General features: G+C 63.9%; 20 protein-coding genes and 1 pseudogene. 10 read left to right on the forward strand and 11 right to left on the reverse strand.

Annotated features, from left to right (window positions below; genetic code table 11):
* The first annotated feature begins 80 nt into the window (after positions 1-80).
* Positions 81-590: a collagen-like domain-containing protein gene (locus IVB27_RS07855; protein ID WP_247442690.1), complete on the forward strand. Its 510-nt coding sequence runs from the start codon at positions 81-83 to the stop codon at positions 588-590.
* A 9-nt stretch (positions 591-599) separates the two neighbouring features.
* Here IVB27_RS07855 and IVB27_RS07860 read toward each other — a convergent pair whose 3' ends face one another.
* Together IVB27_RS07860 and IVB27_RS07865 are read right to left on the reverse strand one after the other, a co-directional pair.
* On the reverse strand, positions 600-815 hold the full coding sequence (locus IVB27_RS07860; protein ID WP_247442692.1) for a hypothetical protein: 216 nt from the start codon (positions 813-815) through the stop codon (positions 600-602).
* A 96-nt stretch (positions 816-911) separates the two neighbouring features.
* Positions 912-1,178 carry a DUF2277 domain-containing protein gene (locus IVB27_RS07865; protein WP_092021683.1) on the reverse strand — a complete coding sequence of 89 codons (267 nt, stop codon included), beginning with the start codon at positions 1,176-1,178 and terminating at the stop codon, positions 912-914.
* 125 nt (positions 1,179-1,303) lie between these two features.
* Between IVB27_RS07865 and IVB27_RS07870 the strand changes: the two genes are divergently transcribed.
* The 3 genes and pseudogenes from IVB27_RS07870 to IVB27_RS07880 all read left to right on the forward strand — a co-directional run bounded on the left by IVB27_RS07870 (position 1,304) and on the right by IVB27_RS07880 (position 3,389).
* Complete coding sequence (locus IVB27_RS07870; RefSeq protein ID WP_247442694.1) at positions 1,304-2,395, forward strand: alpha/beta fold hydrolase; 1,092 nt, start codon at positions 1,304-1,306, stop codon at positions 2,393-2,395.
* A 113-nt stretch (positions 2,396-2,508) separates the two neighbouring features.
* Positions 2,509-2,706: pseudogene (locus IVB27_RS07875) on the forward strand (hypothetical protein); the annotation flags it as partial.
* Positions 2,707-2,786: 80 nt separating this feature from the next.
* Positions 2,787-3,389, forward strand: a complete 603-nt coding sequence (locus tag IVB27_RS07880; protein WP_247442697.1) for an MSMEG_1061 family FMN-dependent PPOX-type flavoprotein — start codon at positions 2,787-2,789, stop codon at positions 3,387-3,389.
* Between the two features lie 86 nt (positions 3,390-3,475).
* On the opposite strand, the gene bfr is transcribed toward IVB27_RS07880, so the two are convergent.
* On the reverse strand, positions 3,476-3,964 hold the full coding sequence (gene bfr / locus IVB27_RS07885; protein ID WP_247347820.1) for a bacterioferritin: 489 nt from the start codon (positions 3,962-3,964) through the stop codon (positions 3,476-3,478).
* A gap of 132 nt (positions 3,965-4,096) precedes the next feature.
* Positions 4,097-4,369: a (2Fe-2S)-binding protein gene (locus tag IVB27_RS07890; RefSeq protein WP_247347821.1), complete on the reverse strand. Its 273-nt coding sequence runs from the start codon at positions 4,367-4,369 to the stop codon at positions 4,097-4,099.
* A gap of 313 nt (positions 4,370-4,682) precedes the next feature.
* Here IVB27_RS07890 and IVB27_RS07895 point away from each other — a divergent pair, with 313 nt between their 5' ends.
* Together IVB27_RS07895 and IVB27_RS07900 are read left to right on the forward strand one after the other, a co-directional pair.
* A complete protein-coding gene (locus tag IVB27_RS07895) occupies positions 4,683-5,021 on the forward strand; it encodes a hypothetical protein (protein WP_247442698.1) in 339 nt (112 codons plus the stop codon).
* A 210-nt stretch (positions 5,022-5,231) separates the two neighbouring features.
* Positions 5,232-5,516, forward strand: a complete 285-nt coding sequence (locus tag IVB27_RS07900; RefSeq protein WP_247442699.1) for a hypothetical protein — start codon at positions 5,232-5,234, stop codon at positions 5,514-5,516.
* 91 nt (positions 5,517-5,607) lie between these two features.
* Here IVB27_RS07900 and IVB27_RS07905 read toward each other — a convergent pair whose 3' ends face one another.
* Positions 5,608-6,834, reverse strand: a complete 1,227-nt coding sequence (locus tag IVB27_RS07905) for a lytic murein transglycosylase (protein ID WP_247442700.1) — start codon at positions 6,832-6,834, stop codon at positions 5,608-5,610.
* A 7-nt stretch (positions 6,835-6,841) separates the two neighbouring features.
* Positions 6,842-8,491, reverse strand: a complete 1,650-nt coding sequence (ettA, locus tag IVB27_RS07910; RefSeq protein ID WP_247347826.1) for an energy-dependent translational throttle protein EttA — start codon at positions 8,489-8,491, stop codon at positions 6,842-6,844.
* A gap of 233 nt (positions 8,492-8,724) precedes the next feature.
* Here ettA and IVB27_RS07915 point away from each other — a divergent pair, with 233 nt between their 5' ends.
* Both IVB27_RS07915 and IVB27_RS07920 read left to right on the forward strand, forming a co-directional pair.
* Complete coding sequence (locus IVB27_RS07915) at positions 8,725-8,940, forward strand: hypothetical protein (protein WP_247442701.1); 216 nt, start codon at positions 8,725-8,727, stop codon at positions 8,938-8,940.
* A gap of 103 nt (positions 8,941-9,043) precedes the next feature.
* Positions 9,044-10,006, forward strand: coding sequence for a D-2-hydroxyacid dehydrogenase family protein (locus IVB27_RS07920; RefSeq protein WP_247442702.1), 963 nt, complete (start codon positions 9,044-9,046; stop codon positions 10,004-10,006).
* Positions 10,007-10,010: 4 nt separating this feature from the next.
* On the opposite strand, the gene IVB27_RS07925 is transcribed toward IVB27_RS07920, so the two are convergent.
* Both IVB27_RS07925 and IVB27_RS07930 read right to left on the reverse strand, forming a co-directional pair.
* On the reverse strand, positions 10,011-10,979 hold the full coding sequence (locus IVB27_RS07925) for an NAD-dependent epimerase/dehydratase family protein (RefSeq protein ID WP_247442703.1): 969 nt from the start codon (positions 10,977-10,979) through the stop codon (positions 10,011-10,013).
* A gap of 191 nt (positions 10,980-11,170) precedes the next feature.
* The gene (locus tag IVB27_RS07930) at positions 11,171-12,358 is read right to left on the reverse strand and encodes a L,D-transpeptidase family protein (RefSeq protein WP_247442704.1); all 1,188 of its coding nucleotides are present in this window, start codon (positions 12,356-12,358) and stop codon (positions 11,171-11,173) included.
* Between the two features lie 321 nt (positions 12,359-12,679).
* On the opposite strand from IVB27_RS07930, the gene IVB27_RS07935 reads away from it, so the two are divergent.
* Entirely contained in the window at positions 12,680-13,528 is an 849-nt protein-coding gene (locus tag IVB27_RS07935; RefSeq protein WP_247442705.1) for a hypothetical protein, read from the forward strand.
* A gap of 2 nt (positions 13,529-13,530) precedes the next feature.
* Here the strand turns inward: IVB27_RS07935 and sseA are convergent, their stop codons facing one another.
* The 3 genes from sseA to IVB27_RS07950 all read right to left on the reverse strand — a co-directional run bounded on the left by sseA (position 13,531) and on the right by IVB27_RS07950 (position 16,229).
* Positions 13,531-14,388 (reverse strand): 3-mercaptopyruvate sulfurtransferase, encoded by an 858-nt coding sequence (gene sseA / locus IVB27_RS07940; protein WP_247442706.1) that lies wholly within the window; start codon positions 14,386-14,388, stop codon positions 13,531-13,533.
* 213 nt (positions 14,389-14,601) lie between these two features.
* Positions 14,602-15,015: a rhodanese-like domain-containing protein gene (locus IVB27_RS07945; RefSeq protein WP_247347833.1), complete on the reverse strand. Its 414-nt coding sequence runs from the start codon at positions 15,013-15,015 to the stop codon at positions 14,602-14,604.
* Between the two features lie 38 nt (positions 15,016-15,053).
* The gene (locus IVB27_RS07950) at positions 15,054-16,229 is read right to left on the reverse strand and encodes a vWA domain-containing protein (protein WP_247347834.1); all 1,176 of its coding nucleotides are present in this window, start codon (positions 16,227-16,229) and stop codon (positions 15,054-15,056) included.
* A 123-nt stretch (positions 16,230-16,352) separates the two neighbouring features.
* On the opposite strand from IVB27_RS07950, the gene IVB27_RS07955 reads away from it, so the two are divergent.
* Positions 16,353-16,598, forward strand: coding sequence for a GlsB/YeaQ/YmgE family stress response membrane protein (locus tag IVB27_RS07955; RefSeq protein ID WP_007613712.1), 246 nt, complete (start codon positions 16,353-16,355; stop codon positions 16,596-16,598).
* Positions 16,599-16,627: the final 29 nt, after the last annotated feature.

Genomic DNA, 16,627 nt, shown 5'->3' on the forward strand with positions numbered 1-16,627 from the left:
AACCCTGCGCAATGCCGGGCGGAATTGCCGCTGCCGTCAAAGGCCGCTAAGTAGCTGGCTTCCGCAGAGGGAGCAGTGGCGTGGCAGACGAACAAAAACGGCAGGGACCGCGCGGACGTCAGGGCGAGCCGGGACGGCCGGGACCACAGGGTCATCCAGGCAAGCGGGGACGGGACGGCACGCGCGGCAAGCCCGGGCCAGAGGGCAAGCCGGGCCCGATCGGAAAGGCCGGACCGCTGGGCAAGCCCGGCCCGCAAGGCAAGCAGGGCGAAGCCGGCGCGCGCGGGGCAGCCGGAGCGCAGCGATCAGCTGGCCCACAAGGTCCTGCCGGCCCGCAGGGCCCGCGTGGTGAAGCCGGGCCTCCGGGCCAATTGCCGTCGATCGAACAAGTGTTGCCGTGGCTCGATCAGCTTTTCGACGCCTGGGACGAACGCCGCCGCCAGCGCGAGCATGAAGCTGCCGAGCGCGAGGCGCTGGAGGCCGCCGTGCAGGAGGTCGACGACGTGCCCCTCGATGACGGGGACGACGGCAGCGAAGGCGATGATCACAGGAAGAAGAAGAAAAAGAAGAAGCACGGCCACAAGGACTGACAGACGAATCTATTTCGTCCCGTTCTCGCGTCGCGGCAGCATGCCCATGCGCTTGAACTGCCAGCGCATCGCGCGGTACCAGAGATAGCCGACTGCTGCGCCGCAGAAGGCGAGGACTACGATGCTCGCGCTCGAGGACGAGCCGCTCCACCAAGTCATCCACGCGGTCCACAGCAGCGTGAAAACGATGGCACCTGCTTTCAGCGGAAGAAGGGGGCGGCTCATGGTCGTGCTCCGAGGTGTCAAAAGCCCGGCGAATATCATCGCGCGTTGAATCCGCTTTCACCGTGAGGCAGATCACGGAATGACGTTCGAGGCCGCCTAACCGAAACGCAGCCGCGAGCGTTCCTTCGCCTTTTCCGCCTCGACTTCCCGATCGCGCGCCGGCGCATGAGTGTGCAGCGACGTCAGGAGTTTTCGCGCGACCTCCGATACCTCCGCCACGGCGCGGTCGAAGGCCGCCTCATTGGCCTGCGACGGCTTATTGAAGCCGGACAGTTTTCGCACGAACTGGATCGCACTGGCGTGGATCTCATCCTCCGTCGCCGGCGGCTCGAAATTGAACAGCGTCTTGATGTTGCGGCACATGCAGTCTCTCCTGATGCTTCCCTTGAAGACGATCGACGAAAGCGAAATCCTACATCCTTCCGGACAGTTCTGCTAAGTTCCGCCGCAACGCGGTCGCCGACCATGAGCCGCATGGGGAAATCGACATGAAAGCTTCTTGCACGGCGCTGTCAGCCATCCTGTTGTTCGTCTCGTTGTCGGCCATCTCGACATCCGCATTGGCGGCCGATTATCCGGCGCCGAAGCAGGGCAACTGGATCGCCAGGGATTTCAAATTCCACACCGGCGAGACCATGCCGGAGCTGAAGCTGCACTACACCACCGTCGGCGAGCCCTCGGGCCAGCCGGTGCTGGTGCTGCACGGCACCGGCGGCTCGGGCGCGAGCATGCTGTCGCCCGCCTTCGCCGGTGAGCTGTTCGGCGCGGGGCAGCCACTCGATGCCTCCAAATATTACATCATCATCCCCGACAATATCGGCCATGGCAAATCGTCAAAACCGTCCGACGAGATGAAGACGAGCTTTCCGAAATACGATTACGACGACATGGTCGAGGCGCAGTATCGGCTGGTGACGGAAGGGCTCGGGGTCAAGCACCTGCGGCTCGTCATCGGTAATTCGATGGGCGGCATGCAGACCTGGATGTGGGGCGAGAAATATCCGAAGGTGATGGACGCGTTGGTGCCGATGGCCTCGCAGCCGACCGAGATGGCGTCGCGCAACTGGATGATGCGGCGGATCATGCTCGACACCATCCGCAGCGATCCCGACTACAATGGCGGCAACTATACCGGCCAGCCGCGCATGATGAAATACGCGATCGCCGCCTACGGCATCGCGAGCATTGGCGGCACGCTGGCCTATCAATCGCAAGCGCCGACGGCAGCCAAGGCCGACAAGATCGTCGACGATCGGCTGGCCATGCCGATCGCGGCAGATGCCAACGACTTCCTCTACCAGTGGGAGTCCTCGCATGACTACAATGCCGGCGAGAAGCTGGAACAGATCGAGGCCTCGCTGCTGCTGATCAATTCTGCCGACGACGAGCGCAACCCGCCCGAGACCGGCATCACGGACGCTGCGATGAAGCGGGTCAAGAATGGGCGTCTCTACCTGATTCCAGGGAGCACCGAGACGCGCGGCCACGGCACCACGGGCAACGCAAAATTCTACAGCGAGCAAATCCAGCAATTGCTGCAAGCTGTGCCGCAGCAAACGACTGAATCGGTGCGCCGCTGATTTTGCATCGCATCAACAACCATTGACGCCGCGCATTATTTGAGCATGCAATGCGCTGACAGCTCGGGCTTAATCGGGTCAACGATACGAATTGGCGCGCGGGACAATCGCGCGTCCCGCCCGACATCCGCGCCTGGTTCAAGAGCGTGATTGCACCGAACGGCGTGCCCTGCTGCGACGTCTCCGACGGCCATCGTACCGACTACGACGTGCGCAGCGGCGCCTATTGGGTGCCGATCGAGGGACAATGGATGCAGGTGCCCGAGCGCGCCATCATCATCAGCTGCTTCGTGCCGGCGGATGCGGTGTAGCAGACGGCAGACCCGAATTTCATTGGCTGGAAATGGTCCAATCAGATAGTTTGACGCGAAGCTGAAGCGGAGGCACGCCGTTGACTGATCTTTGCGCCGAAGACCTCGCCACCATCTATGCCCAGCCGAGCCCGCGCGTGATCGCGAAAGCGCGCCCCGCGATCGATACGCACGCGAAGAAATTCATCGAGATGTCGCCGTTCTGCGTGCTCGCGACATCGGGCGTGGACGGCAGCGTCGATGCCTCACCACGCGGCGGCGGCGTTGGCTTCGTCCACGTCGCCGGCCCCAACCAGCTGCTGATGCCTGATCGCTCCGGCAACAACCGCATCGACAGTTTTCGGAACGTCGTCGAGGGCTCGGGCTTCGTGCATCTGTTGTTCTTCGTCCCCGGCATCGACGAGACGCTGCGCGTCGGCGGCCGCGGCACACTGTCCGCCGATCCGGACCTGCTCGCCTCGATGGTGGAATTCGGCAAGCCGCCGCGCGCGGTGCTGAACGTCGCCGTCGGCGAAGTCTATTTCCACTGCGGCAAGGCACTGATGCGCTCGAAGCTGTGGTCATCCGAGAAGGTGCCGCGCTCGGTGATGCCGAGCATCGTCGAGGTGGTCCATGAGCAGACCGGCCTTGGTGAGCCGCAGAGTCAGGAGATCGTGGAAGAGCTCTACAAGACGCAGTTGTAGTTGGCGTCCTAAACTGTCGCCCCGGCCTGGCGCGCAATTGCGAACCAGGCCGACATGAAATTTTGTGGCAGCGCTAACGCCCCAGACTAATGCCCCTCGCCCTCGAGCCCGCCGACGTGCTTCTGGGTGTAGAGTTCGAGGCCGATGCGGCCGATCAAATCTAGCTGGGTCTCGAGGAAGTCGATGTGGTGCTCCTCGTCGCTCATCAGCTTCTCGAACAGGTCACGCGTGACGTAGTCCTTGACGCTGTGGCAATAGGTTGCCGCTTCCTGATAGAGCGCGCGCGCGCTCATCTCGGCGGCGAGATCGCAATCGATGATCTCCTTGACGTTCTGGCCGATGCGCAAGGGATCGAGCACCTGCATGTTCGGAAAGCCGTCGAAGAACAGGATGCGCTCGGTGAGCTTGTCGGCGTGCTCCATCTCCTCGATGGACTCCTTGCGCCAGACCTTGGCCATGTCCCGCAGCCCCCAATTGTCGAGGAAGCGATAGTGGAGCCAGTACTGGTTGATCGCAGTCAGCTCGTGACGCAGTGCCTTGTTGAGATAGTCGATAACTTTTGCGTCGCCCTGCATGATGCACTCCAGATCTTGCGTCCAAATCGGCTCTGCACCGAATTTAGAATGCTTCTAAATGAGTTTAAGGACGGGGGCAACCGGCTACGGGGACGCAGCCGGGATAAAGCTCAGCCGAGGTTGCGGAAGTTTTCAGCAGGCCGCGAGGGCAAACTGGGCGGGCCCGGCCGTCTCGTCGTTGGCGGCCACGGTGTGGTTGTGGGGGCAGCCGGAGCAGCAGGACTTGGCACACGGGCCGAGCGCTTCGTCGATGATGGTCTTGATCGTCCGCGCGCAGCGGCCGCATTCGGCGCTACAGCCGAGACACCCATAAACCTGCTTGGCATGGCGCATGGCGTCGTCGGACTCGGCGACGGCGGCGCGGATGTCGTCATCGCTTAGCACGTTACAGGAACAAACGATCATGGAAGCAGCAGGCCCTTCGGTGATGCGCCATCATCGATATTTAAGAGGCCGTCCGGATGCAAAAGGAAAAAGCGGTATTTGAAGCTATTCCAAACTGGCCCGGAACAGCCTAGAACGGCTCTAAAATAGGGCGTTGCGCTGGATCAATTTCGCGGCAGACCTAGTCGCCCTCGCCCCTCCACCACCATCGCCGCCGCCTCCGTCTCCGCAATCCCGTCGGCCCCGGCGAGGGTGCCGTTCATTGATCATTCAAACGAAGTATGGAACCTTGCCCCAAAGAGTTCCCGCGTGTTTGTTCGAAAGGTCCAAGCCAATGAAGAAGTCGCTCCTGGCAATTGCTGCCGTCGCCACCCTGGCCCTGACGGCCGGTACACCCGCCCATGCGCAGCGCGGCGTTGCTGCGGGCGTGGCAGCCGGAATCATCGGCGGCGCCATTGTTGGCGGCGCATTGGCCTCCCCGTATAATTACGGACCTGGTCCGGGTTACGGATATGGTCCGGGCTACGGCCCCGGTTACTACCCGCCCCGCTATTACGCGCCGGGTCCCGGCTATGTCGCCGACGACTATTACGGCAACGGCTGCGTCTGGCAGAAGCAGCGCTTCTGGGACGGTTATGCGTGGCGCGCCCGCCGCGTCAGAGTCTGTGGCTGAGTCGCGCCAAGCCGTTCATTCCGGATGCGCCGTTCATCTCGGGGCCTGAAAAAGACCGCTTTTTCTCGTCACAGCTCCGTGTGCGTTTACCGCGGATTGACCATTTGCGCGCTTCCTAGCTGCAAGGCCAATTCCATCAGAGTCTGCGTGAACCTTTGAACCCCGGACGCTCCTAACAAGGTGCGTCCATCTCTCAGGAGAGCCAAGAGCATGAAGAAGACTTTAGTTGCCGCCCTCGCGGTTGCGACGATCGCCGGTTCGCTGGTGACTGCCACTCCGTCGGCTCAGGCCCGTGACGGCGTCGGCGTCGGCATCGCAGCTGGCCTGATCGGCGGCGCCATCGTCGGCGGTGCCATCGCGTCGAGCCGTCCGGCCTATGGCGGTCCGGTATACGTGGCCGAGCCCGGCCCGCCGCCCCCGCCCTGCTACTGGCAGCGTCAGCGTTATTGGGACGGCTACGGCTGGGCCGTCCGCCCGGTTCGCGTTTGCTACTGATCTGATCGCATGGCGCTCATAAGCGCCGCGATCAAAGCCCGGCCGAGCATCTCGGCCGGGCTTTTTCTTTGAGCCAGAGGACCGAGACCCGCTATCGCGCCGCCTGGATCGAGCGCAGCACCTCTTCGCTCGGCCAGCAATCGACCTTGAGGCCGGCGGACTTTTGATAGGCACCAAGCGCGGCGCGCGTCTGCATGCCGGCCTTGCCGTCGATCTTGTCCTTGTAGAGCCCGACGCGCGTCAGCCCGCGCTGCATGGTCTCGACGTCCTTGGTACGCAATTGCTTCGAGGCCGACCACGGCGTCGCGAACGGCTGCGGGCTCGTCATGCGGTCGCTGAGATGGCCGACGAACAGCACGTAGAGATCGGAGAAATTGTATTCCTTGATGACGAAGTAGTTCTTCGTGGTCAGGAAGGACGGGCCGTAGATGCCTTCCGGTTGCAGCAGCGAGGCCGGCTGTGTCTGCTCGGCGGCACTGAGCTTTTGTCCCCGCACCGGCACAAAGCCTTCGCGCAGCCACTGGCCGATCGGCTTCGTCACCTCGGGCACGCCGCTGGTGCAATCGACCTTGGCAGGCGCCTGCACTTCGTAAGCCCAGCGCACGCCGCTCTGCCAACCCTTGTTGACAAGCTGCTGCGCGGCGGATGCGAGCGCATCCGGCACCGAGTGCCAGATGTCGATGCGGCCGTCACGGTCGAAATCGACGCCGTGCTTGTAATATTCGGACGGCAGGAATTGCGTGAGGCCCGTGGCGCCGGCCCAGGACGAGCGCATGTCCTTGCGTGTCACAACGCCGTCGCCGAGGATTTTCAGCGAGAGCATGAACTCGTTGCGATAGGTGTCCTTGCGGCGGCCGACATAGGCCTGCGTCGCCAGCACGCGCACGAGATCGTAAGGCAGCGTGTAGCGGCCATAGTCGGTCTCGCGGCCCCAGATTGCCAGCATAACGGTGGCGGGCACGCCGGAGTTTTTCTCGATCTCGGTCAGCGCCGGCCGATATTTTTGCAGCAGAAGCTGCCCCTCGCCCGCGAGCCGCGCGATCGAGGCTTCCCTGACGTAGTCGGCCGGCACCTGCACGAACTCGGCCTGCGACGGCGCCCCCGTTGCGGGCCGTCCCGGCAGGATCAGATCGGGCAGCTTGTAGTCAGGTTCGAGCCCGCGCGTCTCTCGCTCGAACGTCGCGCGCGACACGCCGGCGGCCTGCGCTTCCGGCCAGAGCGAGGCGATGAACTGCGTGAAGGCGGCGTCGGCGGCGCGGGCGGCCGGCAGGCTACAGGTGATGGTGATCACCGCAGCTATGAGCGCCCGCCGCATCATACCGAAATCACCGCGTCAGCTTCTTGTACTTCACGCGATGCGGGATGATGCTGTCCTGGCCGAGCCGGCGCATCTTGTCCTTTTCGTAATCCTGGAAGTTGCCCTCGAACCATTCGACGTGACTGTCGCCTTCGAAGGCCAGGATGTGGGTCGCGATGCGGTCGAGGAACCAGCGATCATGGCTGATGATGACGGCGCAGCCGGCGAAATCCTCCAGGGCTTCTTCGAGCGCGCGCAGCGTGTCGACGTCGAGATCGTTGGTCGGTTCGTCGAGCAGCAGCACGTTCGAGCCGGACTTCAGCATTTTCGCAAGATGCACGCGGTTGCGTTCACCGCCTGAGAGCGCGCCGACCTTCTTCTGCTGATCGGCGCCCTTGAAGTTAAACGAAGAGCAATAGCCGCGTGAATTGACTTCCCTCTTGCCGAGCAGGATCAGTTCATTGCCGCCGGAGATCTCCTCCCACACGTTCTTGCTGCCATCGAGCGCGTCGCGGGACTGGTCGACGTAACCGAGATGAACGCTCTCGCCGACCGTGATGGTGCCCTTGTCCGGCTCCTCCTGCTTGGTGATCATCCTGAACAGCGTAGTCTTGCCGGCGCCGTTGGCGCCGATCACGCCGACGATACCGCCGGGCGGCAGCTTGAAAGTGAGATCGTCGATCAGCATGCGATCGCCGAAACCTTTGCTGAGCCCTTCGAAGTCGACCACGTTCTGACCGAGTCGCTCGGCCACAGGAATCGTGATCTGCGCGGTCTGGGTCTGCTTTTCGCTCGCCTGTTTCAGCAGTTCGTCATAGCGCTGATAGCGCGCCTTGGATTTGGCCTGGCGGGCTTTCGGCGAGGACGCGATCCATTCCTGCTCGCGGGCCAGCGTCTTCTGATGCGCAGCGTCCTCGCGGCCCTCCTGCTCGAGCCGCTTCTGCTTCTGCTGCAGCCAGGACGAGTAATTGCCCTCGTAGGGGATGCCCTTGCCGCGATCGAGCTCGAGGATCCAACTCGTGACGTTGTCGAGGAAGTAGCGGTCATGGGTGACGATCAGGATCGCGCCGGGATAGTTGCGCAAATGCCCTTCCAGCCACGACACGGATTCTGCGTCGAGATGGTTGGTCGGTTCGTCGAGCAGCAGGAGTTCGGGCTGGTCGAGCAGCAGCTTGCACAGCGCGACGCGGCGGCGCTCGCCGCCGGAGAGTTTCGAGACCTCGGCATCGTCGGGCGGGCAGCGCAGCGCGTCCATGGCCTGGTCGACCTTGCTGTCGAGATCCCAGAGGCCCTGGGCCTCGATCTCGTCCTGCAGCTTGGTCATCTCGTCCGCGGTCTCCTCGGAATAATTCATCGCCAGCTCATTGTAGCGATCGAGGATGGCCTTCTGCTTGGCGACGCCCAGCATGACGTTCTCGCGCACGCTGAGTGTCGGATCGAGATGCGGCTCCTGTTCGAGATAGCCGACGCGGGCGCCCTGGGCGACCCAGGCCTCGCCGTTGTACTCCTTGTCGAGGCCGGCCATGATCTTGAGCAGCGTCGACTTGCCCGAGCCGTTGACACCGAGGACGCCGATCTTGGCGTCCGGGTAGAACGACAAATGGATGTTATCGAGCACCTTGCGGGTCGGGTAGCTCTTGGTCAGGCCCTGCATAAAGTAGATGAACTGGCGCGCCATCGGTCCCGAAAACCTTCGATTTGAGGAAATTTGCTTGCCGCCGATGTAGCGATCCCGCCCTCAAAGGGCAATGTTTTCCCTCCGTTCACCACGGATCAATACGGGTCGGACACCATCCGGACCTGGATCCGGACAATTGAAACCATCTTTTAATAAATCAGGCCAAAGCTCGGTTTCGCGCGGAAACAGCGCCACCCGCTCAGAAATGAACGGGAGCACAGCGAGACAGCGTCATGGCCGTGATCGAGACCAATTCTCTTCCCGTTCCGGTAGACTCCGGGAACGCGTCCGTGTTCGTCTCGGAGATCAAGGGCTTCTGGAAACGTTTCTTCGCCACCGCTTTCAACCCCTACAGGCCCGAACTGCATTACATGCGCGGCCCCGGCCCCGCCTGGCGGGCCAAACACGGCATGAATGCGCCGTTCCGGCTCAAGCCCCGCGAGCTCTGAGCCTTAATCACCTATCGGATTTTTGAAGACGCGAACGGCTTGCGCACGGTCGTGATTGCGCGCAACCATGGTCCGGTTCCACCTCACCCATGGATGAACGCTGATGACGCGGTTGCGCTGTGCAATTCTCGACGACTATTTCAACCTCTCCCTCGATGTCGCCGACTGGCAAAGGCTGTCCGACCGCGTCGACGTCACCGTTTTCAGCCATCCCTTCGCTTCCGAACAGGCTGCGGCCAGCGCGCTCGCCGATTTCGAGATCGTCTGCGCCATGCGCGAGCGCACGGCGTTTCCGAAGAGCTTGTTCGAGAGCTTGCCGAAGCTGAAGCTGCTGCTGACATCAGGCATGCGCAACGCCTCGATCGACATGGAGGCCGCGAAGGCGGGTGGCGTTACGATCGGCGGCACGCAATATTCGCGCGATCCGACCGCACCCTTGACCATGGGCCTGATCCTGGAACTGACCCGCGGCATCGGCCGCGAGAACGCGCGCATGCATGCGGGCGAGCCCTGGCAGACCTTTGCCGGCGTCGAGATCGAGGGGCTGACGCTCGGCGTCATCGGGCTCGGCAAGCTCGGCAGCAAGATGGCGGGCATCGCGAAAGCGTTCGGCATGAACGTGATCGCCTGGAGCTCGAACCTCACGCCGGAGAAGTGCAAGGACGCCGGCGTCGGCTACGCCACCAAGGAAGAGCTGTTCGCCAAGGCCGATATCATCACCATCCATGTGGTGCTGAGCGAGCGTTCGCGCGGGCTGGTCGGAGCTGCCGATCTTGCGCGGATGAAGCCCACGGCCTTCCTCGTCAACACCGCGCGCGGGCCGATCGTGGACGAGCAGGCGCTGCTCGAGGCGTTGCAGCAGAAGCGGATTGCAGGCGCCGGCATCGACGTGTTTTCGGTCGAGCCGCTGCCGACGGACCATCCGTTCCGCAAGCTCGACAATCTCGTGCTGACGCCGCATCTCGGCTACGCCACCGAGGACGGCTTGCGCATCCACTACGGCCAGATGGTCGAGGCGATCGACGCCTTCACCAAGGGCAGCGAGCTGCCGCGGAAGCTGGCCTGAAGCCTCAGGCTGCCGCGCGGTGGCTGGTGGGCTGCCTTGCCGCATCGGCAAAGCCGTCGCGCCAGGAGGCATGCGCCGGCAGCCAGCCGAGCTCGCGCTTTGCCCTGCCGTTGGATGCTCCGCGCACCTCTGTCATCATCGCAACCATATGCTCGCCCGCAAGCAGGCGCCCGAGCCAGGCGGGAATGTGACGCGGCGGCTTGGCACCAAGCAGCTCGGCCAGCGCGGGCAACCAATCCCTCACCTGCGCCGGATGATCGTCGACGATGTTGTAGATGCCGCCAACGCGTCCGCCTTCAATCGCGGCAAGCGTGGCAGAGGCGGCATCTTCGGTGTGAATGAACGACCACGTGCCGCCGCCATCGCCGATCACCGGCACACGCCGGTGGCGCAGCTGGTCGATCATCGCTGGCGAGAGCGTGCCGGTGCCAGGTCCATAGAAGAATCCATAGCGCAGCACGATGCCCCCCGGCTTCGTTGAAGCGGTGACGCTTCGCTCCAGATACCGGATTGCCTCAAGGGTGCGTCGCAGCTCTTGCGGGGGATGCGGGTCGAGTTCATCGATCTCGGTCTTCACCGTTCCCCCGGCGCGACTGAAGGTCCAGCCGCAGAAGCTTTGCGCGATGAAGCGCTTGGCGCCGGCCTCGCGTGCGGCGTTGAGAAGAATGTCGGTTCCGCGGGTGCGGAGCTCGTTGGTTCGCGCGAAAGCCCGATCGAAGTGCCGGAGGTCCGTGGCGGCCGCGAGATCTGTCATCTGGTGGATGACGGCGTCGGGCTTCGCCGCGATCACCGCGGCGCGCATGCTGTCGGCATCGAGGCCGTCGGCGACGACCGGCTCCGTACCCAATCGACGCACAAAATCTGCTTTTGCCGCATTCCGTGTCGTGCCAATCACGGAATGACCTGCTGCGACCAGCAATGGAACAAGATACCGACCGACCGCGCCGGTCGCCCCCGCAACAAAGATGCGCATCCTGTGCTCCTCAATTCGTTGCAATCCTCCCGGACGTAATCGAGGTGCTGAGCCGTTCAAGCAAGGCATGCGCAAGCAAGGCATGCGTAAGTAAGGCATGCGCAAGCGAGAGATGCGCGCATGCGTCAAATGATTACGGCGCGTGACCGAAATTCACGCGCCGTAATCAGATCAATTCTTGCGAGGCCGGTTCAGCGCACGGTGACTGGTGCGGGCAGCGGCGGCACCACGGTCGGCTGGGTGCCCGGGACCGGACCGGCCTGCGCGGCCATCGGAGCGGGCCCGGCAGCACCGGGCACGGGCGCGGCGGATGCGGTCGCAGTTCCCGGCGGCGGACCACCCGGCATCACGACCACACGGGTGCCGACCTTGACGCGATCGAACAGGTCGGAGACGTCCTCGTTCAGCATGCCGATGCAGCCGGAGGACACGAACTTGCCGATCGTCGAGGGCTGGTTGGTGCCGTGGATGCGGTAGACGGTCGAACCGAGATACATCGCGCGGGCACCGAGCGGATTGCCGGGGCCGCCAGCCATGAAGCGCGGCAGATAGGGCTGGCGCTCGATCATTTCCGTCGGCGGATGCCAATCCGGCCATTCGGCCTTGCGGGTGATCTTCTGCACGCCGGTCCATGTGAAGCCGTCGCGGCCGACGCGGACGCCGTAACGGACCGCACGGCCGTTGCCGAGCACATAGTAGAGGTAGGTATTCGGGGTATCGACGATGAGCGTTCCAGCCGGCTCCTTGGTCGCCAGCGAAACCTCCTGGCGACGCAGGTTCGGCGGCAACTGCGCCGGAGCGGCGTCGGGCTGCTCCTCGGGCGGTAGCGAGGCGATCGCCATCGGCCGGCCATCGGCGCCAACAGGCGGCTGCCCGGCCTGGACCGTTCCGGTCGCGGCGGGACCACCGATCGCCTCGGGCGGACGCAAGCCGTCACTGCCGGGCGCCTGAGCAGGACGATCCGCATAGATCACCGCGGGCGGCCCGGCGGGGCGGCCGTAGCGGGGGTCGTCGGGCGACGTCACGGGACCCTGCGGCGGCGCGGCCGAGTAGACGGGCGCGCCCGCGGGACGACCATAACGGGGATCATCCGGCGACATCACCGGACCCTGCGGCGGGGCCGCCGAATAAACCGGGGGAGCGCCGGTCGGACTGCCGTAGCGCGGGTCCGGGCCGGGCGGCGGCAGCGCCGCCTGCGGCATCGCGTCGTCTTCATCGTCCAGCGCGTCGAAATTCGGTGCGCGGTCGCCCGGCCGATATTCGGCCGGCGCGCCATAGCTCGGCGCCTGCTGGACCGGATAGCTCTGAGCCTGTGCGAGCGAGGTTCCCGCCGCAGCGACTGTCGCGGCAGCGCATATCGTCAGAATATGTTTGATCATCATCGCTCTTGTATAGTCCCCGGGCCCCGTCCGGACCGTTAACGGCCAGATGACGGAAGATAGCGGCACATTCAAGACATTACAGGTTGATTCGTGCCTGATTTGCTGATTTGTGATCCGCAAGACTACCGTTGCCCCATTGCATCATGGGACGAAAATCAACTCACGCTTGAGATCACCGGAGTCGCCGGCTCCGTTTTTTACGGAACGACCCGGAATCGTTGCGGTATGTTCGAATCAGCCTGATTCGCCTCCGCTTTGAGCTTCGATCCCCGCGTGGCGAACGCGGCAAGCAGTACCGTCACCGCGTTCAGATGGCTCATGGGCCCTGGCCAATTCGCCGCCGGGGCGGAAATTCGCAATCCCTCGATGCTTCCCGGCTTTCGCTTCCTGTTTGCCGCGATCCTGCTGTCAGCCTCCATCCTGGTGTTCGGCCTAGGCGCCGCCGCGCTGCTGCGGGCGACCCACGAGCAGTATGTCAGCAACCCCTCCTGGCGGAACGGCCCGCAGGAGAAGGTGTTTGCGCAAGCTCCCGAGCCGGCCCAGCCGGTGCTCGCGGTACTGCGCGCCGAGCCGGAAGCAGCCACCGATCCGACAGCGTCGCTGCGCGATCAAGTCCCGACCATCGCGCTGCCGATGAGCGAGCCCGAGCCGGTCGTCGTGGTGACAACCGAGACCGACGGTCAGCCGCAGGTCGCTGCACCTCCGGCCGACGTCCCGGCCGAGCCGGCCAAAGTCGAGGCCGAGACCAGGGCCGAGAGGACGATGGACGCCGCGGCGCCGGCCTCAAGCAACACGCTGACTCCGGCCGACGCCAGCGCATCCATCGCCGAGACCAAGGCCGTTTCGATCGCTCTCACGAGCAAACCAGCACCTGCCGCCCCCAGCGGAGCCCCGGCTTCGTCCACGTTCGACATGGCGAGCGCGAAGTTCGCCGCATTGAACGACCCGGCGACCACGGCCTGGAAGGATCCGCCGGCGAAGACCAAGGCCGACTCTAAGGCCGACAGCGGTTCGCCGGAGAGCAAGGCGACCAAGCCGCGGGCGCATCGCGTGAAGAAGCGCCGCCGCATTGTCCGGCGTCCGCCGCCGCCGGTTCAGCAACTCGATCCGTTTGGGCAGCCGCAACCCACACTCGCCGCGACGACGACCGCGCGCGCACGTCAGTAGGGTTACGCCGGCCCGGTCGCGATCGGCGGGCCTTTTTCCTGGCCCCATTCCGACCATGAGCCGTCGTAGAGCGCGGTGTCGGTGATGCCGAGGCGATAGAGCGCCAGCGTCAGCACGCCGGCAGAGACGCCGGAGCCGCAGCTCGTCACGATCGGCGCATCGAGCTTGACGCCGGCGTTCGCGAAGGCGGCGCGGAGATCGTCGAGCGGCTTCATCGTGCCGGTCGCGGCGTCGAACAGCTGATTGTAAGGCACGTTGCGTGCGCCGGGGATGTGACCGGAGCGGATGCCCGCGCGCGGCTCGGGCGCCCGGCCCTCGAAACGGTCGGCGGCGCGCGCGTCGATCACCTGCTCGGCACGGCTTTCGATGTTGGCGACCAGTTGCTGCATGCTGCGCACGCGTTTTGAATCATAGCTCGCCTTGAACGTCGCAGGCTTCGGCTTCACTTCGCCGGTCTCGGTCGCACGTCCCTCGGCGCGCCACTTCTTCAGGCCGCCATTGAGGATACGCACATCGTTGTGGCCGAAAGCCAGGAACATCCACCACGCGCGCGGCGCGGCGACCCAGCCGCCGGCATCGTAGATCACGATGGTGTCGGCATTGGAGATGCCGAGATTGCCGACGTCGCGGCCGAACTGCTCGGCGCTCGGATACATGTGCGGCAGCGGGTTGGAATGGTCCGATACCGCATCGACGTCGAAGAACACCGCGCCCGGCAGATGGGCTGCGAGATAATCGTCCTTCGGCAATGGCAGCACGCCCGGCAGCTTGAAGCTGGCGTCGATCACCTTGACGCCGGCATCGTTGATGTGGGTGGCGAGCCATTCGGTGGAGACGAGAGGATCGGTGGGGGTGGTCATGCGATTTCTTCCTTGTCATTCCGGAGCGTGCGCAGCACTGGCGAAGTTGAAGCAGTGCGCGTCAAACTCCACTGTCATCGCCCGGCTCGACCGGGCGATCCAGTATTCCAGAGGCGGTTGTGATTGAGCGGAGAGGCCGCGGCGTACTGGATTCCCCGCTTTCGCGGGGAATGACGCCGGAGATTGGAGCAACAGCGCAACACCCCTCACTCCTCACCCCTTCTTCTTCGGCTCCCACTGCTCCACCGGGCCGCCGGCGTCGCGCCAGGCGGCGTAGCCGCCGGCGATGTGGGCGACGGGCTTCAGGCCCATGTCTTGCGCGGTCTTTGCCGCGAGCGCGGAGCGCAAGCCGCCGGCGCAGTGGAACACAAACTTCTTGTCCTCCTGGAACACCGGCTTGGCGTACGGGCTCTGCGGATCGATCCAGAATTCGAGCATGCCGCGGGTGCAGGCGAACGCGCCGGGGATGCGGCCGTCACGCTCGATCTCGCGGGGATCGCGGATGTCGACGATGACGACGTCGCCGTTTTTGGAGATCTCGATGGCATCCTTGGCGTTGAGCGTCTCGATCTCCGCATTGGCCTCGTCGATCAGCGCCTTGATGCCGCGGGTGATGGTCTGGGGCATGTGGTTCTCCCTCTTGTTGTCATTCCGTGGAGCGCGAGCTAATGCGTCAATTCCTTCATCGCACCCTCGAGCCCCTCGATCGTGATCGGGTACATGCGATTGGCGAAGATGCGTTTGATGATGGTGGTGGATTCCGAATAGTCCCAGTGCTTCTGCTGTACCGGGTTCAGCCATACCGAATGCGGATAGGTATGGATGATGCGGTCGAGCCAGACCGAGCCGGGCTCCTCGTTGACGTGCTCGACCGAGCCGCCTGGCACCATGATCTCGTAAGGCGACATCGAGGCGTCGCCGACGAACACGATCTTGTAGTCGTGCGGATATTTGTGCAGCACGTCCCAGGTCGGCGTGCGGTCGGTGAAGCGGCGCTTGTTCTGCTTCCACACGCCTTCATAGAGGCAGTTGTGGAAGTAGAAATACTCCATGTGCTTGAACTCGCTCTTCGCCGCCGAGAACAGCTCCTCGACCTGCTCGATATGCGCGTCCATCGAGCCGCCGATGTCGAAGAACACCAGCAGCTTCACCGCGTTGCGCCGCTCGGGCCGCATGTGGACGTCGAGATAGCCGTGATTGGCGGTCTCGCGGATGGTGGTGTCGAGATCGAGTTCGTCGGGCGCGCCAGTGCGCGCGAACTTGCGCAGACGGCGCAGCGCCACCTTGATGTTGCGAATGCCGAGCTCGACGTTGCCATCGAGATCCCTGAACTCGCGTTTGTCCCACACCTTCACGGCGCGGTTGTTGCGGTTCTTTTCCTGGCCGATGCGAACGCCTTCGGGATTGTAGCCATGGGCGCCGAACGGCGAGGTGCCGGCGGTGCCGATCCACTTCGAGCCGCCCTGATGACGGCCCTTCTGCTCCTCGAGGCGCTTCTTCAGGGTCTCCATGAGCTTGTCCCAGCCCATGGCCTCGATCTGCTTCTTCTCTTCGTCCGTCAGGTATTTCTCGGCGAGCTTCTTCAGCCACTCCTCGGGGATCTCGGCGCCTTCCATGGCATCGAGCAGGCTTTCCAGCCCCTTGAACACCGTGCCGAAGACGCGGTCGAACTTGTCGAGATTGCGCTCGTCCTTCACCAGCGAGGTGCGCGACAGATAGTAGAAATTCTCGACCGAGTAATCCGCGAGGTCAGCGTCGAGCGCCTCCACCAGCGTGAGGTATTCGCGCAGCGTCACGGGGACCTGCGCATCGCGCAGAGAAGTGAAGAATTGCAGGAACATGGGTGACAGATTGCCCGTCGGGGGGCGAACGTCAAGGGGCGGAGGCCACTGCTCTGCGCTGGACCGGGAGGCTTTTTGCTCTAGAATTGGCGGCCTCACGGGGTTGTTTTTGGGACGTTTGCAATGGGAATTCTCGCAGCGCTCATCATTGGCGCGATCGCCGGCTGGCTTGCCGGCAAGATTGTCCATGGGGCGGGATTTGGGTTGATCGGCAACATCGTCGTCGGCATCATCGGCGCGCTCGTGGCCAGCTGGATTCTGCCTCAGCTGCACATCCAGCTCGCAACGGGCACGGTCGGCGCCATCGTCGATGCCACGATCGGCGCGGTGATTGTGCTCGTCATCCTTTCGCTGATAAAACGGGTCTGAAAGCCTGACCGAACCAGGAACGGCCGCCA

The organism is Bradyrhizobium sp. 197, from assembly GCF_023073375.1.
In the GTDB taxonomy this organism is placed as follows: domain Bacteria; phylum Pseudomonadota; class Alphaproteobacteria; order Rhizobiales; family Xanthobacteraceae; genus Bradyrhizobium.